Consider the following 26771-nt stretch of genomic DNA (forward strand, 5'->3'; position numbering starts at 1 on the left):
GACATAGTCCTTCATAGCCCCTGATCTAGCTTGCGTGTTTTTCTTTAACCGCTTTTGCATACGATGAGACCCAACATGAGTATTAAATCCCGCGCAGCCGTCGCTTTTGAAGTCGGCAAACCATTGGAAATTGTTGAAGTGGATGTTGCGCCACCCAAAGCAGGTGAAGTGCTAGTCCGAATTATTGCCACCGGTGTGTGTCACACCGACGCATTTACCCTCTCAGGCGATGATCCCGAAGGCATTTTCCCATCCATCCTCGGTCATGAAGGTGGCGGAATCGTTGAAGCTGTCGGTGAAGGCGTCACCTCCCTAGTGCCGGGCGATCACGTGATTCCGCTCTACACCGCAGAATGTCGCCAATGTAAATTCTGCCTATCCGGTAAAACCAACCTATGTCAGGCCGTGCGTGTCACACAAGGCAAGGGTTTAATGCCAGACGGAACCACCCGTTTTAGCTATCAAGGCAAACCCATCTATCACTACATGGGAACCTCCACGTTTTCTGAATACACTGTGGTCCCAGAAATCTCACTGGCTAAAATCTCTCGCGAAGCCCCGCTTGAAAAAGTGTGCTTACTCGGATGTGGTGTGACCACGGGTATTGGTGCTGTCCTGAACACCGCCAAAGTCGAAGCAGGCAGCACAGTTGCCATTTTTGGGTTAGGTGGAATTGGTTTAGCCGCTATCATTGGCGCCAAAATGGCCAATGCCAGTCGCATCATTGCGATTGACATCAACCCAGACAAGTTTGAAATGGCACGCAAACTCGGTGCAACCGATGTGATCAACCCCAAAGACTACGACCAACCCATTCAAGACGTCATTGTGGACCTGACTGATGGTGGCGTGGATTACTCCTTCGAATGTGTGGGGAACGTCGATCTAATGCGCTCTGCCCTGGAATGTTGCCATAAAGGCTGGGGTGAGTCGACCATTATTGGTGTGGCCGGTGCTGGACAAGAAATCAGCACCCGCCCCTTCCAGCTGGTGACAGGTCGCGTCTGGCGAGGTTCTGCATTTGGCGGTGTGCGTGGTCGTACCGAACTGCCAGAGTACGTTGAACAATCTCAGCGCGGAGAAATTCCACTGGATCTGTTTATCACCCACACCATGCCACTCGAAGAGATCAACACCGCGTTTGACCTCATGAAAGAAGGCAAAAGCATCCGCTCAGTGATTCATTTCTGAGTAATTAATCCCTTTGACCGATCCCTTTCATTTTCTGACTGGCTGCCTATGGCAGTCGGTCAGATCTCACGTCTTTTGGAGAAATCAATATGGAACTCATCGCATCTCAAATGTGTTTCGGAGGTCTTCAGAACCGTTATCGTCATCATTCACACACGCTTGATTGCGACATGACGCTGGCCGTGTTCTTACCTCCTCAGGCGCAGGCTGGACAAGCTTGTCCCGTCCTTTACTGGCTCTCCGGATTGACCTGTAACGATGAGAACTTCACACAAAAAGCAGGTGCACAGCGCTTAGCCGCTGAGCTTGGTCTGATCATCGTAGCCCCCGATACCAGCCCGCGAGGAGAAAACGTTGCTGACGACCCAGAAGGTGCTTGGGATTTTGGGTTAGGTGCTGGCTTTTATGTAAATGCCACACAATCCCCCTGGTCATCGCACTACCACATGCATGACTACATTGTGCAAGAGCTCACTGACCTCATCGAAGCCAATTTCAATGTCACAGACAAACGTGGCATCAGTGGTCACTCCATGGGTGGACACGGCGCACTGGTTTGTGCTTTTAGAAACCCAGGACGCTATCAGTCTATTTCTGCGTTTGCACCGATCACCAATCCCACCCAAGTGCCTTGGGGACATAAAGCACTCTCCAATTATCTGGGCGACGACACCCGTCTCTGGAAAGAATGGGATGCTTGTGAATTGATTGCCAGTGCCAAAGAGAAACTGCCTTTGCTGATTGATCAAGGTGATCAGGACAGCTTCCTGGAAACCCAGCTGCAACCACAGAACTTGGAACTCGCCGCACAACAAGCCAACTACCCGCTGACCCTGCGCATGCAAGCAGGCTATGACCACAGCTATTACTTCATTGCCACGTTTATTGATGATCATTTGCGCCATCATGCCAACGTGCTGTGCGAATAGTTAAATAAGTACGAATCCAAAAAGGCCGCCCTGATGAATGATCGGGACGGCCTTTTTGTGGATCAGCTCTACAAACCGAATGAACTGAAGAAACGCAATATCGTTCTAAATTTTACTGACGTGTGTCGTTGGCACTATTGCTCATACCCCAGAGGTTATACGCATGCTCACCGTCGGCGGTATCTAAGCCAGCCACCTGAATTTCTTCAGGAACTCGCAATTTGCCAGCACTGTCAATGATTTTAAGGATAATCGTGGTGACGATCCAAGCAAACACAGCCACAACGACCACAGCCAACGTCTGCACACCGATTTGATGCCAGCCTGCCTCAACTTTATTAATACTAGAGCTTGCCAGCGCACCAATCAGAATCGCACCCGTCAGACCACCGACACCGTGTGCGCGCCAGACTTGTAACGTGTCATCAATACCGAGCCAACGCTGAACATAGATTGCGTGGTAACACAGTGTGGCGCCAATCAGACCCACTAAGAGCGCTGACATGGGTTCAATATAGCCAGCGGCCGGGGTCACAGTTGCCAGACCGGCTACCGCACCCACTAATACGCCTTCAAAGCTCGCACGGCCTTCATGGAACCATTCCCAGAACATCCACACCAACATCGCAATTGAGCCAGCCAGCATGGTGCTGGTAAACGCATAGGACGCCAGTGCATCGGCCGCATACGCACCGCCTGCGTTAAAGCCAAACCAGCCAAACCACAACAAACCAGCGCCAATGGCGACTAAGGCTAGACTCATCGGTGCATCTTTTGCGCCTTGTGCTTCTTTACGTTTGCCAAGATAACGGGCTGTAGCCAATGCAGAGAAACCAGCGGCGGTATGAATCACGATGCCACCGGCGAAGTCGACTGCCCCGAGTTTGGCGAGGAAACCACCACCCCAAATCCAGTGTGCGACTGGAAAATAAATCAAAATGGTCCAGAGAATGATGAACGCCAAATAGCCGCTCAGGCGAATACGCCCCACAAAAGATCCCGTCATCAGTGCAGGCGTGATAATGGCAAACATCATCTGATAAGCAAAGATTAGAATAAACGGCACACCCGCTGAGTACGTTGGGTTGGGTTCCATACCAATGTGGTACATGCCAAAGTATGGACGAATATCACCAATCACGCCCCCGATATCTGGCCCAAACACTAGGCTAAAGCCGCCAAACACCCAGAGCAAGCCAATCACACCCATGCAAACGAAGTTCTGAATCATCACCGAAATACTGTCTCGGTAATTCACGAGCCCACCATAAAAAAGTGCAAGCGCAGGTGTCATCATGCACACCAGTGCCGTACAAATGAGCACAAAGGTTGTATCACCAGCGTTAATAGGCATAGTTACTCCAATCTGATTTACGAATAAACCACGGTCATCACATGAGCGCAAGACCATTGAAATCAAATGAATGATGAACGAATCAGGAAAATACGTCCTAATACGAACTTAAGTTCATCCTGCATTATTCCTCACATTGTAACTGCGAAATGCTTACATAGCAGGAGCTAAGACGCACACCCTTTGTGCAAAATTATGACGGCCATTAAGGCTTGCTGTCGTATCGCTGATTATCGGGCTTTAGATGATGCCTGCCACCACCGCCCAAACTGCAACAGGAACAGCACCATCAGCCTGCCAGCCGGCAGACGACGACTTTCCGTTACAAAAAACTTACTCAAATCTACTCACCGTACATTTGATGTTCTCTTCCTACTTCTCCGTCAACACCTAGCGGCGTACAACCGCTAGGATTTACTTCAACTCCATAGGCTGACACGGAATAACTTTCCGCCTATTGACGCATTAAATTGTCGTCAACACTGTCTCTGCATAACGCAGAAGATTTTTTGCTGCATTGAGGTCACGGTCATGCATCACGCCGCAAGCCTGACATTGCCAACTACGCATCTTTTAAGTCAAGTCATGGCAGATTTCTCAACATGCCGAACATATTTTGCCACTGGGAAAGAATCTGCGCACAGACTTCACGACTTTGTCGAATTGGTTGGCTTTGTAGAGGATCTGACGCTTACATTTTCAATACAAATTACATCATGCTTGCGCACCAAATTGGTCGTGATTTGATGCAAGAAATCCTGACGAGCACTAGAAACTTGATAGGACAACATGCCTGACTTGGTTTTCGCTTTGGCACGGTTGCAACTACCGATTTGTTGACGACTCAATGCTTGGTTCGCTCTCCTTAGTCAGTTCAATCACTACAAAGCTAAAGAGTTCTTATCTATATATGGAAATCATTCTAGCTGTAAAGATTCCCAAATTCACTGCTAGCCTACGGAGGCTCTGTGACGCATGAACAATCGGCGAAACTCTCCTTACAGGAGCAAAGCTAAGGAACCTCTGATCAATTAAGGTTTTGAGGCGCGAACGGTCGATTTTTATCTATTTCTCATGAACTCTTAAGTTTTTGATGAAATTGACCAGGTTTTTGGCAATATTAGGGCCTTTACCACCCCAATCTGGGGTGATGCGCCCATTTTGGGCGCAATTATCCTGTCAACTCCATCAATTTGTTACGTACCATCCACAAATTGCTTAGCGTAAACAACGTAAGCACTTGAGCAGTGTTTTTAGCCAACCCTTTGTACCTGACTTTGGTAAATCCAAATTGACGCTTGATCACCCGAAATGGATGCTCCACTTTGGCGCGAACCGACGCCTTCAAAGTTTCAATGTGAGCGACGGTGTTTTGAATTCGTTTGCCCTTGATCGCCTTTTGTTGACTGGGCTTCATTGCAATGTGCCAGGTCACATCCACATCTTGAAGCTCTTCACGTTTTTCTACGCCGGTGTAGCCTGCATCACCAAATACAACCGTTTCTTCACCGTGTAACAGCGCATGGGTTTGAGTAATATCGTGCTCATTGGCAGAGGTTGTTGTGACTGTATGCACCAGACCAGATTCGGCATCAACACCAATATGGGCTTTCATGCCAAAGTGCCAGTTGTTCCCCTTTTTAGTTTGGCGCATCTCAGGGTCTCGTTTTCCAGACTTGTTTTTGGTCGAACTCGGTGCAGCAATGATCGTGGCATCCACGATCGTCCCTTCCTTAAGCAACAAACCGTTCTCATCCAGCACTGCGTTGATTTCAGCCAGAATACGGGCCGAAAGATTGTGACGCTCAAGTAATCTTCGGAAGTTCAAGATTGTGGTTTCATCAGGCATGCGACTTTCTGACAGCGACAGACCAGAAAATTGACGCATCGAGTGATTGTCATACAGCGCCTCTTCCATGGCAGGATCACTCAACGCAAACCATTGCTGCATGAAATGGATTCGCAGCATGGTTTGCAGAGGATATGGCGGTCTGCCATTCTTTCCTTTTGGGTAGACCGGCTCAATCAGAGCAAGCAAACGAACCCAGGGAATCACTCGATCCATCTCACTGAGAAACTTTTCACGGCGTGTTTGCTTACGCTTGGCACCGTATTCCAGATCAGAAAAGGTCATTTGTGTCATGGCAGAAAATCATAAAAACTGAGGATGAGGGTCAGACAATTGAAAGTGATTTGGGTTCCAAGAATTCAGGAACTTTTTCAGAGTTTCCCTAAGAACCAATGCTGAGCTAAATAACCCTATTGAGGGGTTTCACCACATTGTTTTAATCGAAAGTGAATACCTGGATTCTCACGTTAATGAGCAGCGAGATGATTTTGAAGAGATTCCAGTAGAAATACCTTACGATGATATGTTTTTAAACGAAAAACTAACTTATGGATCAATCTATGACGCGATCGATGAAATCATCACAAAAGCGATTGTGCCTGCTGACTGGAAAAAAGAAAAAGTAATCCGTGAAACAACAAATCAGTTCGGCATCAGCGAGTCAATGCTTCAAGACACATCGACACGCGTCGTCTACGGCGATTGCGCTAAAAGCGTTGCAGAGCGCGTGCTTAAAAAATATTAAGAACGTGTGATTGATGAAACTGCTGAAATATTTCGCCTCAAAGAAGAAATTATGAGAGCGGAGCCAGATTCTGAAGAATTTCGAGAAAAAATCAATGATTTATCTTGGAAGTACACATCTTCATTAAAAAACTTTGACATGGCCAATTTGTCACAGCTCATCGTTCGTCGAGCTGCAATTGTGCAAGTTTTAGATTTGGCTTGCAAAAGAAACCTTGTCATACAGAATCTATCCGACAAAACCAGGCGTAAAGACGAAAAGTGAATCGCCCCGGAAATCGTGGAGGCCATTTGGTTAAAGTAAAACAAGTTCAGCAACCAACGCTTCACGCTGTTGATAATACCGCTCTTCTGCTTCAGCAGGTGGAACGTCACCAATCGATTCCAGCAAGCGTTGGCGGTTGAACCACGACACCCATTCCAAGGTGGCCATCTCGACAGCTGCTTTCGTTTTCCAAGGGCCTCTACGATGAATCACTTCGGTCTTGTATAAACCGTTAATGGTTTCGGCTAGAGCATTATCATAGGCGCTCCCGGTATTACCCACGGATGGGTTGATCTTAGCTTCTTCTAATCGGTTGGAATATCGGATAGAAACATATTGCGAACCCCTATCGGAATGATGCACTAGTCCATCTGCTTTGGTCGGCTTGCGGTCGTACAAGGCCTGTTCGAGCGCAGCCAAAACGAGGTCCGATGTCATACTGCTGGACACATTCCAGCCAACGATTCGTTTGGCATAAGCGTCGATGATGAAGGCAACGTACACCCATCCTTGCCAAGTTGAAACATATGTGAAATCAGCAACCCACAACTGGTTCGGGCGCTCGGCATCGAATTGGCGTTTGACCAAGTCTTGTGGACAGAACGCGGTGTGATCTGGGACTGTGGTCCGTACCTGCATACCACGCCTGATGCCTTCGATACCGAGACGACGCATCAAACGTTCGACCGTACACCGAGCCACCACAAAGTTTTCTCTGAGCATCTGCTTCCAAACCTTACGAGCCCCATACACCTGGTAATTTTCTTCCCAGACACGTTGGATTTCTACCATCAACCCTTCGTCCCTCTTGGCTCGCGCACTTCGTAGCTCCGGATTCCGACATCGGGCGGCATACCGCCAGTAAGCTGATGGAGCGATCTGTAACGCTTTGCAGATCGGCTCGACTCCATACAGATTTCGATGCTGGTCGATGTAGGCGTTTATTTCTTCAGTTCGCGGTCGAGCGCCGCTTGGGCGAAAAAAGCGCTTGCAGATTTCAGAATCTCATTTGCTCGACGCAGTTCTTTGACTTCACGCTCAAGTGCCTTGATTCGTTCTTGTTCCGCTTGCGAGACACCAGGGCGCGTGCCCGCTTCCACTTCTTGGTGTTGAACCCATTTCAATAGGGTCTGAGGCGTACAGCCAATCTTTGGAGCGATGGATACCGTAGCAGCCCACAAGGAACTGTAGTCATTGCGGTGCGCCTGTACCAGGCGCACCGCACGTTCACGGACTTCGGGGGAATATTGATTACTCTTTCTCATGACTTTATTCTCTCAAGAATTAAAGCCTCCTCAAAACCCGGGGTGATTCAAACCATCAAAATCTTGAACACTAACAACGGAAGTCTGAATAAAAATACACCTCTCACGTGCTAAGTTGCTATAAAATCACGTCAATCTTTTGACGCCGTCAAATAACCGCACTTTCTGATCGGCGTTTACAGTGTGTCAACAACAAAGATTTGCTTTGAGCTTTTCTGATCTACAGGTTATCTCTAGCCCACTCAGATCAAACTTGTGTTGACACACCATTACAAGATCAACCAGAAGTGTTTACTCCAGTATTCGTCTGCTCATACCAACCCAGCAATAAATCCGCATCGACCTTGATCCCTTCACTTTCTGTTTTGGCACGCGTCGTGTAACGAAGGTCGCCCGGCAAGCGTGACTGACCACTATCAAGTAGTTTTTGTGCCAGGTCTTGAATGCGTTGTGCGAACATGGTCTGTCCAGCCACAGTTGGATCAATGCACAGTAAAAACTGTCCAGCAGATGCTGTGTCTGGTGTGGGTTGACTCCAACGATCAATCTCCCATGAAAATTGTCCACCTGTTAGTGCCGCAGCCAGTATTTCGACCATCATGGCTATAGATGCACCTTTATAACCACCAAACGGAAGTAAAGCACCACCCTTAAGAATTTCCTTAGGATTCTGTGTCAGTTCCCCTTCGCTATTCATACCTGTTCCCAGTGGAACTTCTTCACCAGCTCGGGCCGATAGCATCACATCCCCACGTGCTCGCAGACTCGAGGCTTGGTCAAACACTAACGGTTCATGTCCTTCGCGTGGACAGGCAAATGCCATTGGATTGGTTCCATAAACTGCACTTGTACCGGGAGCTGGTGCTACGCAGCTGCTAGCATTGACACAAGTCAGCGCCACAAAACCTTGTCTAGCAAGTGGTTCGACATCCATCCACAGGGCGGCGATATGAAAAGCCCGTCGCAGCAACACTACACACAAGCCAGTTTCTCGGGTTTTTTGCACCAATTGCTCATATACAGTTTGCAGAGCTGGCTGGGCCAATCCGTTTTGAGCATCAACAACTAACAAACTGGGCGTTTCCTGAACAACTGTTGGCTGAGCATTTATATTGACGTTGCCCGCAACCAGTGTCTGGAGATAGTTGGGCAAACGGAATAAGCCATGGCTCAGTGCGCCATCTCGCTCAGGATAAACACAAGTGCGTGCCATGATCATTGCATCCTGAGAAGACAGTCCCGCACGTTCAAAAATTTTACTCGCCCAGACGAGTAGTTGCGTCGTTGTCAGAAATATACTCTGACCTCTAGCCGCTTCAAGGTTGTGAAGGATGGCTTGGAAATCTGTTTGCAGATTAGTCGATTGAGTCATTTTTTTTCCATTATTATCATTAAAAAATGCTAGTCAAGACAGTTCGCCCATGCAAGCAGTTCAAGATAAATGATGCTTATTTTTCAATGCGTTAAAACTCTCAAAATCGTAAAACCAGAACTCTAGATTTTTTGCAGTAGCTTTGACATCGGCGCAATCCGTCTAAATCATGTTTTAGCACCTTGATTCTATGAAGAAGATCACGCCGATTCGGTCTGTGATGAGGCTTACACTCGCGTAGCTACTTATTAAATAGGTGTTTAAGCGCTATTCAAAATTGACTTTGATACAACAACCATGAGAAGCTCAATCATCTTTTAAGTCAAATCATGTCATACGGCTGTGCTTGCGACATTTTGAGCCTGCGAGCACACATGGCTTCCCAAGCATCCTCAATCCAGTCACACAAAATAGCACGTGTTTCTCGTGGATCAACAACATCTAGCATCACAAAACGCTCTGCTGTTCTGAAAGGAGAAGCAATGCGATGATAATACTGCTCCAACTCATCACGTTTAAGATCTGAATCATCTGCTTCTGCGATCTCTTTTCTATAAGCAGCCGCAACCCCGCCTTCGATCGGAATAGAACCCCAGCGTGCCGAAGGCCATGCAAAGCGATGGATTAGGTGCGGAAAATATTTCGGTGCATGCAAACCGCCTGCCATACCAAAAGCACGGCGCATGATAATAGAGACCCAGGGCACTTTGACATCTTCAATCGTAGTCAACACTCTGACTGCGCCCAACAACGTACCCTGTAATTCGGCCTGCGGCCCTGTTGCATTACCAGGTTGATCAACCAGATTGATCACAGGAATGCCAAAGGTGTCACACAGCTTGACATGACGTTCCATTTTCCAGGCGGACGTAATCGTCATGGCCCCACCCGCCACTCTAGGATCGCTACATAAGATCCCTACTGGATATCCATTTAATCTTGCAAGTGCAGTAATACAAGATCCTGCCTGATAGCGACCAATTTCAAACACGGAATCAACATCAAAAATGGATTTCAGAATTTTTCGCGGATCATAAACTTTTCTACGATCTTTCGGAATAGCATCTTTAAGCCAGTCGTCTGCTCGATCCACTGGATCGCCCACGCAGACTCTTTTAGCATAGGTCGCCGAATGTCTAGGGAGATAGGACAAAAACTTTCTGACTTGCTCAAAGGCATCATTTTCATCGACGGCCTCATTATGTACGAGCGCACTGCGTCGGTGAACTTTATAGCCACCCAACTCATTTTTATCGATATCAATGCCATAGGCTTGCTTTACAACAGGAGGTCCGGCTGCAAAAACTTGCGCTTGATCACGAACCATAACCGAGAAATGTGACATCAATACTTTGACAGCACCAAGTCCCGCACAAGCGCCTAATGCCACCCCAACAACAGGAACCGTTTTTAGCAATTGTGTCACTGGCCAATTTGCGTAACCAGGGATTTTACTATGCCCACTTTGCTCTAAGAGCTTGACGCTACCTCCAGCGGTATCCACCAGCCGAACAATGGGCAAATGCATGTCTAACGCTAATCGCTCTGCATAGATCCACTTATCCGAAATTGTTGCCTCTGAAGAACCTGCTCGAATGGTGTAATCATCAGCCGAAACAACAATTTTTCGACCATCGATCTTTCCTGTCCCAATAATGGCGTTGACGGGTGAGATTTTTTTAAAAAAACCATCTTTGTCATACTGTCCTTTGCCAGTGATACGCCCAAGTTCTCGAAATGATTCTTTATCTAACAAGGCTGATAAACGTTCTCGAACGTTCATAATGCCCCTGTTTTTTAATTTCTCGAGAGCCTCTGGACCACCCATTGCGGCTGCTTGGCGACGTCGGATAGCCAGCTCTTCCAGTTCAGCGCTCCATTCACCGTCCGCCTCAAATTCTTGTAGATTTTCCAATTTAATCTCCTAGTTTTTTAATGCAATCTCATCCGAGTACAATTTTTTTGTCGATCAAAGTTTGAATTTGTTCTGAAGTCAAACCCATTTCAGTCAGGATTTCTTGTGAGTTCAAGCCCAATTCGGGTCCGGTATGTCGGATAGCGCCCGGTGTGCGTGACAACTTAGGGACCACACCTGCTTGAGTTGTGTGACCAAGCATCGGATGCTCAACTTCAACTAACATGTTGCGAGCTTTGAAATGTTCATCTTTGTAGATATCAGCAATAGTGTTGACAGGAGCTGATGGAATTGCCGCTTGAATCAATTTGTCTGCCAGTTGTGACAACTCATAGGTCTTAGTCCATTGCCCTATAATCTGGTCAATTGCTTTCATATTTTCGGGTGTACCACGTGCTCGAATTGTTGAAAATCTTTCATCATCGATTAGTTCTGGCTGCTCCATCACCTCACACAACCGCCGGTAAATAATGTCGCTATTGGCTGCGATCAGGATCCAGCTTCCATCCGCTGTCGGATAGAGACTGTTCGGTGCCATTGTGGGCAAATTGGGTCCAACACGCTTAGGTACAAAACCTAATTTCTCATATGCAGGAACATAGGGCTCCATCTGCGTAAAGGCCGCTTCATACAATGCCACATCAACAACCTGCCCTTTTCCAGAAAATTGACGCTCATGCACTGCCGCCATAGCACCAAACGCAGCGTAAACAGATGACAAATAATCCGTTGTAGCCAAAGCAACCCGTGCAGGCGGCCTGTCTGGATCGCCCGTCATATGTCGCACGCCACCCACGGCTTCACAGATAGCGCCATAGCCGGGACGGTCAGAATATGGTCCGTCTTGCCCATAGCCGCTAATTCTGACCATGATCAGTCTGGGATTTCTTTTTGATAATGTTTCGTATCCAAATCCCAGACGCTCCAGCACACCTGGACGATTATTCTCAACGAGAATATCTGCCTGATCAATCAGCTTGTAGGCAATTTCTTTACCCTCGTCTAATTTCAGATTCAAAGCGATAGATTTCTTACCTCGAAGAATGGCCGCTGCATATAACGAAACATTGTCTACATGACGCCCCATCTGACGTACACCATCACCCTCCAAAGGTTCAATTTTGGTTACATCGGCCCCGAAATCAGCCAAAAGTCTTGCACAAGCAGGTCCAGCTATTGTTGAGCAGATCTCCACAACCTTGAGGTCTTTTAACGGCAGTTCCGTGTTTTCAATCTTCATCATCTGTTTCCTATCCCATATCAAGCAATACCCAGCAATTCTTTTAAATTAGCTTCGACAAAGCCTGTATCGACCGATCCTTTTTCAAATTGCTCATGATTAAAAATAGACTTCAAAAACTCGATGTTTGTCTGAACCCCCCTGATCTCAATCCGATTGAGCGCAGTCAACATTTTCTGGCGCGCCTGTTCACGTGTTGGCGCACTTACCATTAGTTTTGCAATCATGGAATCGTAGTGTGGGCTCACGGTGTCACCAGTTCTTATTGCAGAATCCACACGCAGTGAGCCCTCATGCGTAAATTCGACACATTCGGGAAGGTTGAAGATTTCAACCTTCCCGACCGAAGGCAAAAATCCTTTCGCTGGTCGTTCAGAACAGATCCTTGCCTCAAAACAATGTCCGTTAAGTGCAATATCACTCTGAAAAACAGGCAGCTTTTCATTTCTCGCAACTCGTAGTTGCCATTCCACCAGATCATGACCTACCACACTTTCAGTAATGCCATGTTCCACTTGCAATCGAGTGTTCATTTCCAAAAAATAAAACTGTCCATTCGAATCCATAATGCACTCAACCGTCCCTGCCCCAACGTAACCCACTCGATTTGCCAAATTTCTGGCAGCCAACCCCAAATTGGATCTTTGCGTTTGCGACAAGCCAACAGCGGGTCCTTCTTCGATAATTTTTTGATGGCGACGCTGAACAGAACAGTCACGTTCAAACAAATGAATTACGTTGCCATGGTGATCCCCGAAGATCTGAACCTCAATATGACGTGGATTTTCGATATATTTTTCAATCATGACAGTATCGTCACCAAAGCCCGTCAGCGCTTCTCGGCGGCAACTTGCAAGTGCATCTAAGAAGTCTTCTGCCTGTCGTACAACCCTTAATCCACGACCTCCTCCACCTTTTCGGGCTTTGATCATGATCGGATAACCGATCTCTTGGGCTTGAAGAGCCAACCACGTTTCTTCTTGATTCGGCCCGTCATAGCCAGGAATTAATGGCAAACCTGCTTCTTTGGCAACTTGTTTCGCATGACCTTTGTCGGCCATCAAATCAATCACCGTCGAACTTGGTCCAATAAATACAATCTCGGCTTCCTCACACGCCCTTGCAAAATCAGCATTTTCAGATAAAAACCCATATCCCGGGTGGATGGCATCTGCGCGACTGCGCTTGGCTGTATCGATTATGCGTTCAATCGATAGATAACTATCTCGTGCATTCGCAGCACCGATCAAGTAAGATTCATCACAAGCTTGGACATGCTTTGCATGTAAATCTGCCTCAGAATGAACACCCACGGTTGGTATTCCTAAACGTTTCGCGGTTGCTGCAATTCGGCACGCAATTTCCCCACGATTTGCAATTAGTATTTTTTTCAAAATTTTTCTACCTGTAACATGGACTTCTCAACGAACCCCTAGCAGCAACTCGACATTTCGGACAAGCTCGAACAATCTGGGCCCTATATCGGACTCAATTTGTCCTTGCTTTAGCCGAGCGATCGGCATGCCACAGTTAAATGCATAATGCTGATCATCCACCAAACCTTTCACAGCAACACCTACAGAACGAGTTTCCTGAACAAGATTCGGCTTTGCCAAACAAAACCCCCACCGGTCGTACTGCTCTAATGCTTGCGTAACTTGCGCAAGATATTTGTTGTCTGATTCATCCCATTCAGGCGCAATTGTGTCGAGCAATTCTTTTCGTTCAATTGATGACAAACCACATAAATATGCCCGACCCATGGCTGTCGGAAAAATCGGAATCGTCGATCCAATACCTGCGACGACAGGGCTCACAGATTTCGCGCTGACACAACTTTCGATGTAAACCATTTTTCGACCAAGCTGCATTCCCATAGAAACTACGCCCCCAATTTCATTGGCCATTTGCTGCATGAGTGGACGTGCAATCTGTCTAATTCTCAAACCCGCAAGCAATGGATAAGCTGTCGTTAACAGAGACAGTCCCAAACTGTATCTGCGCATCGATGGCGAATATCTCAAAAACCCGAACTGCGTCAACGTATAAGTCATGCGCGAAACAGCAGCCTTAGACAATCCGGTCATTTCAACAAGCTCTTTATTTCCCAACGAGCTGTTGCGAAGATCAAAACATTTCAAAACCATGAGACCGCGTGCAAGGGTCAATGCCAAAGCTGGATCATTTTCTGAAAACTGCCCTTCTGTGCCTGGTTTAAAGGCTTCTTGCGCCCGCGTACGTCCCATGGTTTAAGCTCCTCTTGTTAATATTTACCTATCAGACCTAAGGTATCCAAAATTTCTCGGATCCTGTTTGTTTCACTTTTCAAGACCTCGCCGATCTCATCCGGTCCGACGAAATCAGGTGCCCATCCCCTTTGTTCAACAAACTCTTTCCATTCACTAGTCGATGTGATTTCAGAAAACGCATTGCCCCAGTACTGGATTTGATCGGGCTTTAAATCTGGAGGTCCCATCACACCCTGGATCGAAGTTGTAATGACATCCACACCCTCCTCTTTCCAAGTGGGAATATGACTCAATACACCTGGCAATCGTGACGGTGCTCCCACAACAAGAATGCGTAACTGGTCATTTTTCAGCGCAGTCAAAAAGTTGGGTGTGCTGGCAGCAACCACATCCACATTTTTCCCTAATAACTGAGTGACTGATTCCGCTGATGATTTGTATGGAATAAAGTTTATTTTTGTCACATCCACCCCTGCTTTTTGCAATGGCAGCGCTGCCCCCACATGAATGTGATTCCCCAAAGATGTTGCCAAGGCCACGTTTAGCTTATCAGGATCTTTTTTCATGGCAGAAATCAGATCTTTTGCGGTTTTATAAGGTGAATCTTTGTGAACAATTAATCCAACATACTCCTGAAACAAAATGGCGATTGGAGAGTAGTTTGTATAGGGACGATCTTTAAGCAAACCAGTAATATTATTGTTAAAAATAGACGTCGTTAACGTCATCAAATAATCACCATCGCCCGGATGTTTTTCCAAATCATTTAGCGCAACCGCCAAAGCACCTCCCGGTCGATTGTTAACGATCATGTTTTCAAATAAATGTTTCTCCATACCTATTTTGTGGATTTGTCGGGCAACCATATCCAACGATCCACCAGCACCTGCAGGCACAATAAATTGCACGACCGGACCAGGTTTCCACTGATCTTTGGCGAGGGCTGTTTGCCCCATTAATGCAACTGCGGTAGACAGGGTAATTGATGCAAATAGCTTCATTTTTGTCTCCTTACTGAGTGATTTATTTAAGATGCTTAGCTTGCTCACTCTTGAATAAGATTATGTTTTTTACATGTGATACTGTCAAATTTAGGAATTAAATTCCTAATATAGGAATAATAAAAATTCATGAGAAAATTAAACTTCAACTATTCCAATTACTTGCCCTTCTTCAACGGCATCGCCTTCTGCAACTTTCAGTTCAACAAGAACGCCAGAACTTTCGCAAGCGACAGGGATTTCCATTTTCATAGATTCAATCAAAACAACTGCTTCGTCTGCGTCGACCTTCTGACCAGGCTCAATTAAAACCTTCCAAACCGAACCAGTCACTTCGGCGATCAATTCCATCTTTGCCATTAAAAAACTCCTCCATGATTTTTAAGAATGTATACACATTAAACCCATTAGAAACTCTAAATGCAAGATTTATCTACCTTTACAATCTAATCAATTCTTCATTAAAAGATAAAGCCCCTAAACTGCTGTAATTTCCGGCGGAGATGAGGTAGTCACCGCCCCGTTCGATTAGGTCTGCACCGGCTATCCTGACCTCAACTTCTCGAACCGCCCGGTGCGGACCCGCATGCCGGGTGGTGTGGGAGGGGTGCATTCCATGAGGAATGTCCCCTATCCCGATTATCTTCATTCTTGCTCTAGTGAAGGGAATTCGAATCAATCATTTTGATATAAACAACTCAGTGGGTTCTCATTCATCATGAACCGCATCCGGTCCCAACACAGCAATCCTAAAACGGTTCTTAATGTACGAGCCTTCACGTGGCGGAAGAACCAGTGGCAGTTTTTCTGGATCAACTTTAATTACCGCGAACAAAGAGCCTTTCTCGGAATAGATTTGGTGGCGTAATGCTTTCAACTCGTCTTCAGTTTTAACCAAATAGGTACGGGTAATGCCTGCACCTTTAGCCATAGCAACCAAATCGACCCCGTGATGGGTGTGTGTTTTTTGCATTCCGGTCTCACCGTAATGCTCGTTATCGAGAACAACGACACAGAGATTATCCGGATCTTGTACAGCAATCGTGGCGAGCGCACCTAAACCCATCAGCATTTCACCGTCTCCAGTGATCACCAAGGTTTTACGGGTTGGTTGAGCCAAAGCAAGACCCAGCCCCACCATGGCTGCACCGCCCATGGCACCCCACATAGGAAAGTTCAACTCATTGTCACCTGCGGCTGTAATGTCCCAAGCAGGCGCGCCCAAACCGGAGATGACCATGAGATCACCGCGATCCGATAACAATGTTTTGACGACATCTCTACGATGTAGCAAGGCACTCATGATTGACCTCCTGCCGCAGTCAGTTTCCGAAAGTCTTTTGCACCCAGAACACCTTGTCCGATCAGCACTGCCACTGGACGATAGGTGTTAAATGCCAGACGCATTGCCGATGAAACAGTCTCTGTCACACTGTCCTTGCTATCAGCTCGTTTACAAATCACGCCTGTAGCCTCTAAAACCGCCTGCGTGCTGTTACCCATTGGGATTTGAGCTGGATTGTATTCACCGAAGTCGCCACGCATCGTCACAAGCATGAGCAATGGGAATGAGCATGAAATAGACAATGACAACATGTTGATGCAATTACCCACACCACTACTTTGCATAAGCAGGACACCTTTGTCGCCGCCTAGCCATGCACCCGCCAGTTGCGCCACGCCTTCTTCCTCTGTTGTCAGAGGCACAAGAACCATCTCACTATCGGCTTTGCACATATTGATCAGCTGCGCATGGCCAGCATCCGGAACCATGGCGACCTGTCGAATCTTATTATCCTTCAGAAGCTGAAAAACCTCCGCAGGCCACCTTGGTGTTTCGGAATCACCCTTATCTAAATCTGAATAGCTCTGAGCCACTGTTGTCTCCAGTTATAAAGCTTGCACAGTCCGAAAGAACATAGCATATATACCCACCAACCTGACTCTCATTTTTCCACTTGTGCAGTTGTCAGACAGAAATTGAAGACAAGGTGATTTTAGAACTCATCAACAAAGCTTCAATCTTGAAGAATCATATCCAGCAGCACAAAGCAAAACTGGCATTGAATCGCCCAATCCACCTTCAGATTGAACCTAATTTCACCAAGATCATGTAATGGTTTTCGAGCATAGACGCAACCCCATCACGCTGCCTAGGATCAATTTCAGTTAAATGATTTCATCAGGCGTAGATCGTTATCAAACACTTTTAATTTGTTTCGCCTTGTGCAACATTCAAAGTGTGTGCAAGCATTTTGGCTTTACGGAGCTTGGAGAGAAACATGCGCTTTAAATTCAAACACTTTTGTGTCGCTTTTGCCGCTGCCACGGTTACATTTGCAAGCCATGCAGCTTACCCCGAAAAACCCATCAAACTTGTCGTTGGCTTCGCACCAGGCGGTAATACCGACGTCATCGCGCGCCTTGTGGGACAGAAGCTCGGTGAAGAACTTGGGCAAGCAGTTGTTGTTGAAAACAAAGCGGGCGCCGGTGGCGCGATTGGTACTGATGTAGTGTCAAAAAGCAATCCAGATGGCTATACCTTGCTATTTGGAACAAGTTCATTTCCAATAGCAGCTTCGCTATATGACAACCTGCCTTACGATCCAGACAACTCAGTTACACCAGTCTCGCTTATCGCCATTGTGCCTTTAGTCGCCGTGGTTAATCCCAATGTCGACGCAAAGACAATGCCTGAATTCATCGAAGCCGTCAGAAAGAGCCCCGGTACTTTTAACTACGGTTCGGCTGGCGTTGGTAGCGCAATTCACCTCTCTGTCGAATTACTCAAAAACCAAGAAAACCTCGACATCGTGCATATTCCATACAAAGGCGCTGGTGCAGCAGCACCCGCTCTGATTGCTGGTGATGTGCAGCTGATGATTGACGGCATTTCAACAGTTGCACCCAACGTTGAAGCCGGACGTCTTAATGCGTTAGCTGTGACCAGCCCTGAACGTTCTGATGTGTTGCCAGACGTTCCGACATTCAAAGAGCTTGGTCTAGGTGACTCAGCCAGCTATATCTGGAATATGGTCCTTGTGCCTAAAGGCACCCCTCAGGATGTGGTTGACAAGATTGCAGCTGGTATGAAGGTCGTCGCTGAAGACAAAGAAGTTCAGGAGCGCTTCAAGAAAATGGGAGTCCAAATGTCACCTGACGTGTCACCTGAATACGCAAACCAATTCATGGATGAGGAACTTGCACGCTGGGCCAAGGTGATCAAAGAAGGCAACATCACGGTGCAGTAATACAAACCTCGATTTCTTAAAAAAAGAAATTTTCAATACTAAAAAATAAAAATAAAGCCACTGCCCAAAAGTACGATGAGCTTTTGGGCAGTGTGACTTCAGACTTAAGGCTGAAGCGGAAATAACCGATTCGTCAGCTTGACTCTGGGCATAGCCTTACGTGCGACCACCGTACTGACAACATAGTTGATGCCATATAACAGCAACAGGGGTACAAAAATATACAAGACCAGCATCGGTGATTGCATCAAATTGCGCGCCTGAAACGCCATGGCCACAAACACGATACCTAAGACACCCAAAGTCGATAGAACCGGAAAATTAGGACCAATCTGTTTCTGGAATTTTTCCTGTCCGTGGCGGCGAATAAGATAACCACGCGTCAGTTGACCAGCCACCAGCGGAATCACAACAAACATCAGAATTTGCTGAAACACCAAGGCCACTCTCATCGGTAGCTCAGCACCCAGCAGCACATAGACATAGAACGGTGTTAAGAAAGATCCCAGAAACAAGCCCACGATGGTCAGCTTGATGGCAACGGGCACATTGCCCTTGGCAAAACCTGTCCAAGAAATCGTCATACCACTGGTGGGTAACACAGCGGTCAACAACAGACCCAGTGCAAGCTCCGGCTGATCCGCAAAAAACAATCTACCCAAGCCAAACGCCACAAAGGGAATGACTAAGAAGTTAATCATTATGGCCCACAACTGTACTGAGCCATGCCCGGATTCCAGCAACTGCTTTGGTCGCAACCACACCATCATCGGGTACACCATGAGCAATGTTAGTGGTGCAATCAGCGCCCCCAGCCACTGCACCGGAAACAGTAGGCCGACCATTAATCCCAACACCAGAAAGACTGGGATGCTAATGCTGAGATTTTTATTCAACCAACGTAATGTCTTCATGCAAGCTCACCTATCCAATCAAATCCACCAAACACTATACTCAAAAATAAACTGTTTGGTTTTATAACACCTATCCAGCTAGTTCTAAAAACAAACTCAGATATTTAAAAACTCGAGGCAAGCCACCGCAACAAGCTTTCGCACAGTTGGGCTGGCCATTGCAGATGTCCAGAAAACACAACCATTTTTACAAAAAGAAACTCTAGATTGACCTTTTGCCAAGATCAACAAAGTGCTTGAGGTTATTGAACACCTGGAGTAAAAGACTTCTAAACACCGAAACAAATAAAAACGTATCACTGATCGCTCGGAAGAAGACTCATAAGAAAGTCCATCATCGCTTTGCTATTAGGTTTTGGGATGCTGCTTTCCGGTCAAACTATCGCTAGTACATCGCTAGAACAAGCCAGCTATCAACAACAATTGAAAGCTGCTCAGCAAGGCAATGTAGAAGCCCAGTTCTATATTGGGCTGAGGTATTACAACGGTGACGGCGTGCCACAAAGCTATACGAAAGCCGTAGAGTGGTTCAAAAAGTCAGCACAACAAGGCGACCCTGATGCACAATTCGTACTTGGTGTGATGTATGAAGATGGTGAAGGCGTTCCTGTGGATATTACTCAATCCGTCAAATGGTACATAAAAGCTGCGCAGCAAGGACATGCTGATGCACAACTCAACCTTGGGGTGTTCTATATAGAAGGCCGAGGCGTCAAACAAAACCTCTCTAAGGAAAAAAACTATACGGACAAGCGTGCGAGCAAGGATCGGTGCCAGGCTGTAATGAGTTTCACAGGTTAGACATGAAAGGCTATTAAGCTCGACATTTTCTCTTTGAGCAACGAGGCTCAACGGTTATACGCTGACCGTGAAACGCAACCGCAACCACTTGGAACGTGCCACCCATACCGACAAAAACTGATAACTAGCGAAAGACATAACGTTACGGAGCTGTTACTCAGGTAAACCTTGTGAGGACGATGATCATGATGAGCAAGGAAGAAGTATCACGTTGCCCAATATGCCACAGTGACTCTGTCGCAGAAATTCTCTATGGTCTCCCAAACTTTAACGATCGTGACTTGATTGAAGCGCTTGATGCAGGAAAATATGTTCTTGCCGGCTGCGACATTATGGAAATCAATCCGCGCTTCGAGTGCAATGCATGCAAACACCAGTGGGGTCAAATTGACATCGACTCAGACTAACATTTAGCCTTAAACTCGGTGTCCTAAAGATCTGAACTTAGAGCTATAAGAATCCGTAAAGTCTGTGGTCACGATCACCGGAATACGCAAACGCCATTTTAACAACACAACACTGATCACTCTGACAACACCCGACATCAAAGCTCACGACGTTGCTTAAAACCGGCTTCAGTGTCAATGGCCATTCACTGCAGTGATGCACCATTCGAGGCGAGCAGATAACGCAATTGGCATGGGTCAACAAGACTCACAGAATAAGCAACTCTTAAGCCATTATTCGTAAGTTTTTTGAATAAACTTCTTGGGTGAATTTTTACACCATGAGACATGGAAATCACGATCTTGAATAGCTTCTAACGTTCAATAAAGCCGCATCACTTAGAATTTTCAAGCCGGCGACAAGTGGCAGCACGACGGGCGGCGAACTTGGCTTCGACTTCAGCCGCTGGGACCAAGCGACCGGCGTTGGCGGATTCCAATCCGGCTTGCACTTGACGACGAAACCAGACGTCATGCTCAGCCGCTTCTTGCTGTTGCACGAATTCACGCATAAAGTCGCGTAGAAGTTGCGCACCTGTGCGATCTCGGGCCTTCGCAGCCATAGCGAACTCGTTTTTCAGGGTTTCATCGACCCGAAATGTAAAGGTGGCTTGACTCATGACATTACCCTTTTGTATTACACATTATGCACAGCGTAGCACATCATCGAACGCACTGAAACTGTCTTAAATTCATGAAGGCAGGCGGTCAGGGTTAAGCAAATATGTGAGTGGAGTGCTGCCAATATTCGGACAGTTTCCAGAAGTTCTACGCAAACATTGGCCAACACTCACCGATTTTCATATGAGTTTCGGATGAAAATTGAGCGCCGAGTGAGTGAAACTAATCAGCCGCCGGTGTCGACGTTGATTGTTTTTTCAACTGATACCGACCGGTACCCACTACCGAACAGAACTTCAGACACCGGCAGAAAGCTGCAAAGGCCGCGTACACTGGGTCTTACGGGGGTGGTGAAAATGGAAAGGGCACAGCATTTTTTGAGGGTGGTGGTGGTGACCAAGAGCTTCAAAACTATCTCCAACGGGTTGTAGGCTATTGCTTGACCGGCTCGACCGAAGCACACGCCCTGTTCTTCTTATACGGCACTGGCGCTAATGGAAAGTCCGTCTTTGTGAACGTCATCAGCACCCTGTTGGGTGACTACGCAGCCAACGCAGCGATGGACACATTCATGGACATTCGGGGTGATCGACATCCAGCCGATCTGGCCGGACTGCGAGGCGCTCGCATGGTAGCCAGCACTGAAACCGAGCAAGGCCGTCGCTGGAACGAGTCCAGACTCAAGGCCATCACCGGCGGCGATAAGGTCTCGGCACGCTTCATGCGACAGGACTTCTTTGAGTACGCGCCACAGTTCAAGTTGGTCATTGCTGGCAACCACAAGCCGTCCATTCGCAATGTCGACGAGGCCATGCGCAGACGTTTACACCTGATTCCGTTCACGGTGACAGTACCCCCTGAGCGACGCGACGGCCAGCTCACCGAGAAGCTGCTCGCTGAGCGCGACGGCATCATGGCCTGGGCCATTCAGGGATGTTTGCAGTGGCAACAACACGGTCTGCAACCGCCTGCAGTCGTCACAGCGGCCACCGATGAGTACTTCGAGGCCGAAGATGCGATCGGTCGTTGGATGGATGAAAGATGCCTGTTGGACGTCAATCAGACAGCTTTAACAGCTGAGCTATTTTCTGACTGGAAGTACTGGGCCGAGGATGCCGGAGAGTTTATCGGCTCCCAGCGGCGATTTTCAGAACAGCTCATTGCAAAAAACTTTCAGGGCTGGCGTAACTCAACTGGGCTGCGAGGATTTCGGGGCATTGGACTGAAGTACCACCCGACCCCCTCATACACCCCGTATGCCGATAACTAACGTTTAGAGACAAACACTCTGACGTAATCGACACAGTTCATGATTAACCCTCATCACCCGCCCACGTAAGAGTATTAACCGGTGGCTGAGTCGATTGCGTCGGAGAACTTAAGAAAGTGTCTTTGACTACCTATGATTTACATTTAAAAACATGGAATTACAAGACAAATTGAAGATTTAACTTAAACCATTCTGACGTAATCGACATAGTTCATGATTAACCCTCATCACCCGCCCACGTAAGAGTATTAACCGGTGGCTGAGTCGATTGCGTCGGAGAACTTAAGAACACGTCTCTGATTATCCATGATTTGTATTTCAAAACATGAGGTTGAGAGATAAACCGAAGATTTAACTTAAACCATTCTGACATAATCGACATAGTCCATGATTAACCCGTATCACCTGCGTACATAAGAATATTAATCAGTAGCTGAGTCGATTGCGTCGGACACCCAAAAGGAACCGAAATGAACACGAACATTCTTGCCCTGGACCTGGGCACAACCACCGGCTGGGCACTGCGCTTACCAGACCGACCGATCGTGAGCGGCAGCCAGTCGTTTAAGCCCTCACGCTTTGAGGGCGGTGGCATGCGCTACTTGCGGTTTCGCCGCTGGCTCACCGAGATCAAGGCCAATGCACAAGAGCTGCACGCAGTGTACTTCGAGGAAGTGCGCCGACATGCTGGTGTGGACGCCGCCCACGCTTACGGTGGTTTTCTGGCCCATCTGAGTGCTTGGTGCGAACACCACCAGATCCCTTACCAGGGTGTGCCGGTGGGCACGATTAAAAAACATGCCACTGGCAAGGGCAATGCCAACAAGACCCAGATGATCGAGGCAGCCAGACGTCTGGGGTTTGAGCCCGCTGACAACAACGAAGCCGATGCCATCGCCCTACTCGACTGGGCACAGACTCAAGGAGAACACGCATGAACCCCGACCTCATCCCGATCATGACCCGCCACATGGGCGGTGAATCCATCCAGATGGTGGATGCCCGCCATTTGCATCAGCTACTCGGCGTGGGCCGTGACTTCTCGAGCTGGATCAAAGACCGAATCGAGCATTACGACTTCACCGAAGGGGTCGATTTCATCGTGGCTGATATCTCACCAAATCTTGTGAATAACCTCCCAGCTCGGGGCCGGCCCCGAATCGACTACCACCTGACATTGGACATGGCCAAGGAACTGGCGATGCTCGAACGCACGAGTCGGGGTCGACAAGTTCGCCTGTACTTCATCGATTGTGAAAAGCAAATGCACCAGCGTGAGTTTTTGCCGACCCTGGCAACCCCGAAGCTCACCGCCGCTGAGCGACGTGCCATCAACCAGCAGGCCTGGGCCGATGTCACCCAAGACACGCAAGTCCGGTTTCAAAAGCGACGCCAGGAGTTGCTTGCTCGTTACGGCCAAGCTCGACTCGAGGGGCAGCCATGACTGACAACGCCGATGACGACCTCACAGAAATCGCCACCGCCTTTAGCCGCGCTGCAAACACGGCACGCCGCCTGCCCTCAGAGCAACGTCTGGGCTACTTCAGCCTGTGGCCACCGATCGTACGCAGCTCGTTTGAAGCGCTGGCTGCTGAGGACCTGCCTGCACCCTACTTCCCACCCTCGCCGCAGGCCATCGAACAGATGCTCCAAGCGATGCGCTGGATCCAGGTGCTCGAGCCCCAGGCCCGACATCTGGTGTGGATGCGGGCTCAGGGCTGGGGTTGGAGCGCAATCTCCAAGCGCTTCGGTTGCGACCGGACCACGGCTTGGCGACGGTGGAAGGCTGCACTTGAAACCGTTGCCAACCATCACGGTTGCCAATGAAACTGGACAGACACCCTCAACCGTCTAAATGACCCTACTTGTGAAAAAGTATTTGTGCGTGTTTTATATCAATTAGCAGTAAAAAGGCGTGATTATGCGTGCACTTAGGGTCAGAAGGGATTGCAACACTTTTGCCGATTTCGTGTAGTATTTGAGCTATCTTCTGGACAGAAGTGTGAGTAACAGACAAACCCCGTTTGTCTCACCACCAGAAGATTCCACAAACCTATCCTCTTTCAAACAACCTAACCTGCCTCTAGGCCGCCACCGACACCCTCAAGTCTGTGGCGGTTTTTTATTGCCCATCCATTTTGCTTTTATCGATTGCCCTGACGCCATGACACAAACACCCCTGCAAGTCGAGTACCGCCGCACCGAGTCGCTCATCCCCTATGCCCGAAACGCTCGGACCCATTCCGAAGCTCAGATCGCACAGATCGCGGCCAGCATCCGTGAGTTTGGTTTTACCAATCCAGTGCTGGTCGACGGTCGTTGGGGCATCATCGCCGGCCACGGTCGTGTGATGGCCGCCCGTAAGCTGGACATGGAAGAAGTGCCGGTGATTGAGCTGGCCCACCTGAGCGAAGCCCAAAAGCGTGCCTACATCCTCGCTGACAATAAGCTCGCTCTGAACGCCGGTTGGGACGAAGAGTTGCTCGCTATCGAGATCGCGGACTTGGATAACATGGACTTTGATCTGAGCCTGACCGGCTTTGATGCGGCAGAGATCGAGGACTACCTGGCCATGGCCAGCGACGAGTCTGAAGGCCTGACCGACGAGGATCAAGTCCCCGAGGTCCAAGAGAACCCCGTCTCACAAACAGGCGATGTCTGGGTCTGTGGTGATCACCGTGTGCTCTGTGGCGATGCCACCGATGCACAAGCCTACTCAGCACTACTGGGTGAAACGCTTACCGACATGACCTTCACCGACCCGCCCTACAACGTGAACTACACCAACAGTGCCAAGGACAAGATGCGTGGCAAAGACCGCCCCATCCTCAACGACAACCTGGGCGAGGACTTCGAGGGGTTTCTCACGGCGTCCTGTACCAACCTACTCAACGTGACCAAAGGTGCTGTCTACATCGCGATGTCCTCATCTGAACTCGACACGCTGCAATCAGCGTTTCGACAAGCCGGTGGCAAGTGGTCCACCTTCATCATCTGGGCCAAGAACACATTTACGCTGGGTCGTGCCGACTACCAACGTCAGTACGAACCCATTCTCTACGGTTGGAAGGACGGCATCGATCGCTACTGGTGTGGCGACCGGGACCAAGGCGATGTGTGGTTCATTAAAAACCTCACAAGAACGACCTGCACCCGACGATGAAACCCATCGAGCTAGTCGAACGGGCCGTACGCAACAGCAGCAAGACCCGGGACATCGTGATCGATCCCTTCGGCGGTTCGGGCAGCACGATGATTGCCTGTGAACGCACAGGACGTGCCGCCCGGTTGATCGAACTGGATCCGAAGTACGTAGATGTGATTGTGCGCCGCTGGCAAGAGCACACCGGCCAACAGGCAACCCGTCTGGCCGATGGTATGGTGTTTGATGAACTGGTGGAGACTGCGCCTCTAGATGAAACACCAGAGGCGCAGAGAGCTTAATACTGAGGATTATGAGCGTTGCATCCAGCGCTGCGGGTCTCGACTCATATGCAACACAGCAAGAACCACAACTTCATTCGCATCAATGTAATAAAAAACAGCAAATGGAAAACGATTCACCACTGCGCGGCGAGTCTCCGAGCGGACTTTAGCGTACATCATCGGACGAATGCGCTCCAAGCATGATGATATTTCTGCAAGAAACCGCCTACCTAAACCGGATTGACGTGCCTCATACCAGTCGAGTGCTTCTGCAAGATCTTGCTTGGCCTCACTAAGTACTTTTAATGAGTAACGGGTCACAAGCGACTTTCAAGTTCTGCTAAAACAACTTCTGCCGGCTGTCCCGCCTCTCGATTCAATAGATAAGCTTCAAGCCTACGATCCAGCTCCCGGCACTGTGACTCGGTGAGCTCGAGGGAGTTCTGATCCGCAGCAATACTATCCCAAAGATCTTCAACTAATTTTATTCGTTGCTCAATTGGCAACCGCCTCAGCGTAGCTATGCTCATTAATATCTCCTAACTTTATGGGCCTTGAACAAAGAAACCCAGCCCCTTCATCATACGCTGCGTTAAACAACAACACAAAGTTTTCAGGATTTATTTTTCCTACTAAATTCCAAAATGCAGGTCACGAAAACAATAGGG

The 26771-nt window shown here is 48.1% G+C and carries 27 protein-coding genes, 3 pseudogenes and 1 other annotated feature; of the genes and pseudogenes, 12 read left to right on the forward strand and 18 right to left on the reverse strand.

Annotated elements, in window-relative coordinates; genetic code table 11:
* Positions 1-81: 81 nt before the first annotated feature.
* Entirely contained in the window at positions 82-1191 is a 1110-nt protein-coding gene (locus ACOI06_RS01160; protein ID WP_420660728.1) for an S-(hydroxymethyl)glutathione dehydrogenase/class III alcohol dehydrogenase, read from the forward strand.
* 89 nt (positions 1192-1280) lie between these two features.
* Positions 1281-2120: an S-formylglutathione hydrolase gene (gene fghA / locus ACOI06_RS01165; protein WP_420660606.1), complete on the forward strand. Its 840-nt coding sequence runs from the start codon at positions 1281-1283 to the stop codon at positions 2118-2120.
* 112 nt (positions 2121-2232) lie between these two features.
* On the opposite strand, the gene ACOI06_RS01170 is transcribed toward fghA, so the two are convergent.
* From ACOI06_RS01170 to ACOI06_RS01185, 4 genes and pseudogenes are all read right to left on the reverse strand, one after another.
* Positions 2233-3474, reverse strand: a complete 1242-nt coding sequence (locus ACOI06_RS01170; RefSeq protein ID WP_420660607.1) for an ammonium transporter — start codon at positions 3472-3474, stop codon at positions 2233-2235.
* 465 nt (positions 3475-3939) lie between these two features.
* Positions 3940-4044, reverse strand: a complete 105-nt coding sequence (locus ACOI06_RS01175) for a zinc ribbon domain-containing protein (RefSeq protein ID WP_420660608.1) — start codon at positions 4042-4044, stop codon at positions 3940-3942.
* A gap of 77 nt (positions 4045-4121) precedes the next feature.
* Positions 4122-4331 (reverse strand): annotated as a pseudogene (locus ACOI06_RS01180) (transposase); the annotation flags it as partial.
* 314 nt (positions 4332-4645) lie between these two features.
* Entirely contained in the window at positions 4646-5617 is a 972-nt protein-coding gene (locus tag ACOI06_RS01185; protein WP_420660609.1) for an IS5 family transposase, read from the reverse strand.
* A 229-nt stretch (positions 5618-5846) separates the two neighbouring features.
* Here ACOI06_RS01185 and ACOI06_RS01190 point away from each other — a divergent pair, with 229 nt between their 5' ends.
* Complete coding sequence (locus ACOI06_RS01190; protein WP_420660610.1) at positions 5847-6068, forward strand: hypothetical protein; 222 nt, start codon at positions 5847-5849, stop codon at positions 6066-6068.
* A 6-nt stretch (positions 6069-6074) separates the two neighbouring features.
* On the forward strand, positions 6075-6332 hold the full coding sequence (locus ACOI06_RS01195; protein ID WP_420660611.1) for a hypothetical protein: 258 nt from the start codon (positions 6075-6077) through the stop codon (positions 6330-6332).
* A gap of 30 nt (positions 6333-6362) precedes the next feature.
* Here ACOI06_RS01195 and ACOI06_RS01200 read toward each other — a convergent pair.
* The 10 genes from ACOI06_RS01200 to ACOI06_RS01245 form a co-directional block, all read right to left on the reverse strand.
* Positions 6363-7597, reverse strand: a protein-coding gene (locus ACOI06_RS01200; RefSeq protein WP_420660613.1) for an IS3 family transposase whose coding sequence is annotated in 2 segments (ribosomal slippage) — positions 6363-7306 and positions 7306-7597 — 1236 coding nt in all. Because the reading frame shifts where the segments join, the coding sequence is not laid out codon by codon here.
* Positions 7203-7319: a sequence feature (AL1L pseudoknot), on the reverse strand. Its footprint overlaps the gene before it by 117 nt.
* Positions 7598-7874: 277 nt before the next feature.
* Positions 7875-8969, reverse strand: a complete 1095-nt coding sequence (locus ACOI06_RS01205) for an Ldh family oxidoreductase (protein ID WP_420660615.1) — start codon at positions 8967-8969, stop codon at positions 7875-7877.
* Positions 8970-9291: 322 nt separating this feature from the next.
* Entirely contained in the window at positions 9292-10884 is a 1593-nt protein-coding gene (locus tag ACOI06_RS01210) for an acyl-CoA carboxylase subunit beta (protein WP_420660617.1), read from the reverse strand.
* A 28-nt stretch (positions 10885-10912) separates the two neighbouring features.
* A complete protein-coding gene (locus ACOI06_RS01215) occupies positions 10913-12127 on the reverse strand; it encodes a CaiB/BaiF CoA transferase family protein (protein WP_420660619.1) in 1215 nt (404 codons plus the stop codon).
* 17 nt (positions 12128-12144) lie between these two features.
* Positions 12145-13518, reverse strand: coding sequence for an acetyl-CoA carboxylase biotin carboxylase subunit (locus tag ACOI06_RS01220; protein ID WP_420660620.1), 1374 nt, complete (start codon positions 13516-13518; stop codon positions 12145-12147).
* Positions 13519-13545: 27 nt separating this feature from the next.
* Positions 13546-14370 (reverse strand): IclR family transcriptional regulator, encoded by an 825-nt coding sequence (locus ACOI06_RS01225; RefSeq protein WP_420660621.1) that lies wholly within the window; start codon positions 14368-14370, stop codon positions 13546-13548.
* Positions 14371-14387: 17 nt separating this feature from the next.
* Positions 14388-15374: a Bug family tripartite tricarboxylate transporter substrate binding protein gene (locus ACOI06_RS01230; RefSeq protein WP_420660623.1), complete on the reverse strand. Its 987-nt coding sequence runs from the start codon at positions 15372-15374 to the stop codon at positions 14388-14390.
* Positions 15375-15512: 138 nt separating this feature from the next.
* Positions 15513-15734 carry a biotin/lipoyl-binding carrier protein gene (locus tag ACOI06_RS01235; RefSeq protein WP_420660624.1) on the reverse strand — a complete coding sequence of 74 codons (222 nt, stop codon included), beginning with the start codon at positions 15732-15734 and terminating at the stop codon, positions 15513-15515.
* Positions 15735-16083: 349 nt separating this feature from the next.
* Positions 16084-16677, reverse strand: a complete 594-nt coding sequence (locus ACOI06_RS01240) for a thiamine pyrophosphate-dependent enzyme (RefSeq protein ID WP_420660625.1) — start codon at positions 16675-16677, stop codon at positions 16084-16086.
* On the reverse strand, positions 16674-17252 hold the full coding sequence (locus ACOI06_RS01245; RefSeq protein ID WP_420660627.1) for a phosphonopyruvate decarboxylase: 579 nt from the start codon (positions 17250-17252) through the stop codon (positions 16674-16676). The genes ACOI06_RS01240 and ACOI06_RS01245 overlap by 4 nt, the downstream gene beginning before the upstream one ends.
* A 404-nt stretch (positions 17253-17656) precedes the next feature.
* Here ACOI06_RS01245 and ACOI06_RS01250 point away from each other — a divergent pair, with 404 nt between their 5' ends.
* Entirely contained in the window at positions 17657-18625 is a 969-nt protein-coding gene (locus tag ACOI06_RS01250) for a tripartite tricarboxylate transporter substrate binding protein (protein ID WP_420660628.1), read from the forward strand.
* Positions 18626-18729: 104 nt separating this feature from the next.
* Here the strand turns inward: ACOI06_RS01250 and ACOI06_RS01255 are convergent, their stop codons facing one another.
* Positions 18730-19539, reverse strand: coding sequence for an arsenic resistance protein (locus ACOI06_RS01255; RefSeq protein WP_420660629.1), 810 nt, complete (start codon positions 19537-19539; stop codon positions 18730-18732).
* Positions 19540-19899: 360 nt separating this feature from the next.
* On the opposite strand from ACOI06_RS01255, the gene ACOI06_RS01260 reads away from it, so the two are divergent.
* Together ACOI06_RS01260 and ACOI06_RS01265 are read left to right on the forward strand one after the other, a co-directional pair.
* A complete protein-coding gene (locus tag ACOI06_RS01260; RefSeq protein WP_420660630.1) occupies positions 19900-20340 on the forward strand; it encodes a tetratricopeptide repeat protein in 441 nt (146 codons plus the stop codon).
* Positions 20341-20525: 185 nt separating this feature from the next.
* Complete coding sequence (locus ACOI06_RS01265; RefSeq protein ID WP_420660631.1) at positions 20526-20747, forward strand: hypothetical protein; 222 nt, start codon at positions 20526-20528, stop codon at positions 20745-20747.
* A 374-nt stretch (positions 20748-21121) separates the two neighbouring features.
* On the opposite strand, the gene ACOI06_RS01270 is transcribed toward ACOI06_RS01265, so the two are convergent.
* Complete coding sequence (locus ACOI06_RS01270) at positions 21122-21406, reverse strand: CopG family ribbon-helix-helix protein (protein WP_420660632.1); 285 nt, start codon at positions 21404-21406, stop codon at positions 21122-21124.
* Positions 21407-21795: 389 nt separating this feature from the next.
* Here ACOI06_RS01270 and ACOI06_RS01275 point away from each other — a divergent pair.
* The 5 genes and pseudogenes from ACOI06_RS01275 to ACOI06_RS01295 form a co-directional block, all read left to right on the forward strand.
* Positions 21796-22677, forward strand: a pseudogene (locus tag ACOI06_RS01275) (phage/plasmid primase, P4 family); the annotation flags it as partial.
* Positions 22678-23147: 470 nt separating this feature from the next.
* Complete coding sequence (locus ACOI06_RS01280) at positions 23148-23615, forward strand: crossover junction endodeoxyribonuclease RuvC (protein WP_420660633.1); 468 nt, start codon at positions 23148-23150, stop codon at positions 23613-23615.
* Between the two features lie 20 nt (positions 23616-23635).
* Positions 23636-24121, forward strand: coding sequence for an antA/AntB antirepressor family protein (locus ACOI06_RS01285; RefSeq protein ID WP_420660634.1), 486 nt, complete (start codon positions 23636-23638; stop codon positions 24119-24121).
* A complete protein-coding gene (locus ACOI06_RS01290) occupies positions 24118-24504 on the forward strand; it encodes a DUF6362 family protein (protein ID WP_420660635.1) in 387 nt (128 codons plus the stop codon). Before ACOI06_RS01285 ends, ACOI06_RS01290 begins: the two co-directional genes overlap by 4 nt.
* Positions 24505-24841: 337 nt before the next feature.
* Positions 24842-26121, forward strand: a pseudogene (locus ACOI06_RS01295) (site-specific DNA-methyltransferase).
* A 9-nt stretch (positions 26122-26130) separates the two neighbouring features.
* Here ACOI06_RS01295 and ACOI06_RS01300 read toward each other — a convergent pair.
* Together ACOI06_RS01300 and ACOI06_RS01305 are read right to left on the reverse strand one after the other, a co-directional pair.
* Positions 26131-26424 (reverse strand): type II toxin-antitoxin system RelE/ParE family toxin, encoded by a 294-nt coding sequence (locus ACOI06_RS01300; RefSeq protein WP_420660636.1) that lies wholly within the window; start codon positions 26422-26424, stop codon positions 26131-26133.
* Positions 26421-26633: an addiction module protein gene (locus ACOI06_RS01305; RefSeq protein WP_420660637.1), complete on the reverse strand. Its 213-nt coding sequence runs from the start codon at positions 26631-26633 to the stop codon at positions 26421-26423. The genes ACOI06_RS01300 and ACOI06_RS01305 overlap by 4 nt, the downstream gene beginning before the upstream one ends.
* Positions 26634-26771 lie beyond the last annotated feature (138 nt).

This window comes from Orrella sp. 11846, from assembly GCF_048820935.1.
Classification (GTDB): domain Bacteria; phylum Pseudomonadota; class Gammaproteobacteria; order Burkholderiales; family Burkholderiaceae_B; genus Algicoccus.

Bases quoted from the DNA above. Each gene is read 5' to 3' on its own strand.
- ACOI06_RS01270 (WP_420660632.1), bottom strand. From the start codon at position 21,406: ATGAGTCAAGCCACCTTTACATTTCGGGTCGATGAAACCCTGAAAAAC.
- ACOI06_RS01255 (WP_420660629.1), bottom strand. From the start codon at position 19,539: ATGAAGACATTACGTTGGTTGAATAAAAATCTCAGCATTAGCATCCCA.
- ACOI06_RS01230 (WP_420660623.1), bottom strand. From the start codon at position 15,374: ATGAAGCTATTTGCATCAATTACCCTGTCTACCGCAGTTGCATTAATG.
- ACOI06_RS01260 (WP_420660630.1), top strand. From the start codon at position 19,900: ATGCTGCTTTCCGGTCAAACTATCGCTAGTACATCGCTAGAACAAGCC.
- fghA (WP_420660606.1), top strand. From the start codon at position 1,281: ATGGAACTCATCGCATCTCAAATGTGTTTCGGAGGTCTTCAGAACCGT.
- ACOI06_RS01280 (WP_420660633.1), top strand. From the start codon at position 23,148: ATGAACACGAACATTCTTGCCCTGGACCTGGGCACAACCACCGGCTGG.
- ACOI06_RS01305 (WP_420660637.1), bottom strand. From the start codon at position 26,633: ATGAGCATAGCTACGCTGAGGCGGTTGCCAATTGAGCAACGAATAAAA.
- ACOI06_RS01250 (WP_420660628.1), top strand. From the start codon at position 17,657: ATGCGCTTTAAATTCAAACACTTTTGTGTCGCTTTTGCCGCTGCCACG.
- ACOI06_RS01215 (WP_420660619.1), bottom strand. From the start codon at position 12,127: ATGATGAAGATTGAAAACACGGAACTGCCGTTAAAAGACCTCAAGGTT.
- ACOI06_RS01170 (WP_420660607.1), bottom strand. From the start codon at position 3,474: ATGCCTATTAACGCTGGTGATACAACCTTTGTGCTCATTTGTACGGCA.
- ACOI06_RS01190 (WP_420660610.1), top strand. From the start codon at position 5,847: ATGTTTTTAAACGAAAAACTAACTTATGGATCAATCTATGACGCGATC.
- ACOI06_RS01185 (WP_420660609.1), bottom strand. From the start codon at position 5,617: ATGACACAAATGACCTTTTCTGATCTGGAATACGGTGCCAAGCGTAAG.
- ACOI06_RS01265 (WP_420660631.1), top strand. From the start codon at position 20,526: ATGATGAGCAAGGAAGAAGTATCACGTTGCCCAATATGCCACAGTGAC.
- ACOI06_RS01175 (WP_420660608.1), bottom strand. From the start codon at position 4,044: ATGCGTAGTTGGCAATGTCAGGCTTGCGGCGTGATGCATGACCGTGAC.
- ACOI06_RS01240 (WP_420660625.1), bottom strand. From the start codon at position 16,677: ATGAGTGCCTTGCTACATCGTAGAGATGTCGTCAAAACATTGTTATCG.
- ACOI06_RS01290 (WP_420660635.1), top strand. From the start codon at position 24,118: ATGACTGACAACGCCGATGACGACCTCACAGAAATCGCCACCGCCTTT.
- ACOI06_RS01205 (WP_420660615.1), bottom strand. From the start codon at position 8,969: ATGACTCAATCGACTAATCTGCAAACAGATTTCCAAGCCATCCTTCAC.
- ACOI06_RS01235 (WP_420660624.1), bottom strand. From the start codon at position 15,734: ATGGCAAAGATGGAATTGATCGCCGAAGTGACTGGTTCGGTTTGGAAG.
- ACOI06_RS01225 (WP_420660621.1), bottom strand. From the start codon at position 14,370: ATGGGACGTACGCGGGCGCAAGAAGCCTTTAAACCAGGCACAGAAGGG.
- ACOI06_RS01285 (WP_420660634.1), top strand. From the start codon at position 23,636: ATGACCCGCCACATGGGCGGTGAATCCATCCAGATGGTGGATGCCCGC.